Origin of the sequence: Methylobacterium nigriterrae, assembly GCF_037106235.1 — a bacterium.
In the GTDB taxonomy this organism is placed as follows: domain Bacteria; phylum Pseudomonadota; class Alphaproteobacteria; order Rhizobiales; family Beijerinckiaceae; genus Methylobacterium; species Methylobacterium nigriterrae.
Genome location: NZ_JBAWTG010000567.1, coordinates 1 through 432, shown reverse-complemented (window position 1 = coordinate 432; position 432 = coordinate 1). Strand labels below are relative to the sequence as shown.

Annotated in this window: 1 protein-coding gene; it reads right to left on the bottom strand. The window is 68.8% G+C overall.

Features of this window, described 5'->3' with window-relative positions; all coding sequences use genetic code 11:
* Nucleotides 1-18: 18 nt before the first annotated feature.
* Nucleotides 19-354 (bottom strand): calcium-binding EGF-like domain-containing protein, encoded by a 336-nt coding sequence (locus WDW90_RS38270; RefSeq protein ID WP_336492897.1) that lies wholly within the window; start codon nucleotides 352-354, stop codon nucleotides 19-21.
* Nucleotides 355-432: the final 78 nt, after the last annotated feature.

The following is a 432-nucleotide window of genomic DNA, read 5'->3' as shown; positions in this document are numbered from 1 at the left end:
AGCCAGCGTGGCATCGGCTCATCCCATCAGGATCGTGGCGATGACCTGCTTGGCCCGCTCTAGGTCCAACTGCGCCTCAGCTGCGGCAGCCTCGGCCTGAGCCAGCCTGTGCACGGCCTGCAGCAGCGGCGAGCCCTTCGTCATCGTGGCGAGCGCGTCGACGGCCTCCTGATCAACCTCGACGAGGGCGGAGGTATCGCCGAGTAGCAGCGCGATCCGGTGCTCACAGTGGCGGCCCTCGCTGCCGTCCGGGCAGGTGCAGGTGAAGCGCACGCCACGGCCGGTGTGCGTCGCTTCCACCCGATGCACGTTGGCGCTGTCGGCGGCACGCACGGAAAACACCAAGGCTGACATCGCGGCTCCCGCTTGCGCGCCGTTCGTCAAAGCGTCCGGCCGCATGCCCTCATGACATGGCTTTCGCCGGCTCCGCCA

Bases quoted from the DNA above. Each gene is read 5' to 3' on its own strand.
- WDW90_RS38270 (WP_336492897.1), bottom strand. From the start codon at position 354: ATGTCAGCCTTGGTGTTTTCCGTGCGTGCCGCCGACAGCGCCAACGTG.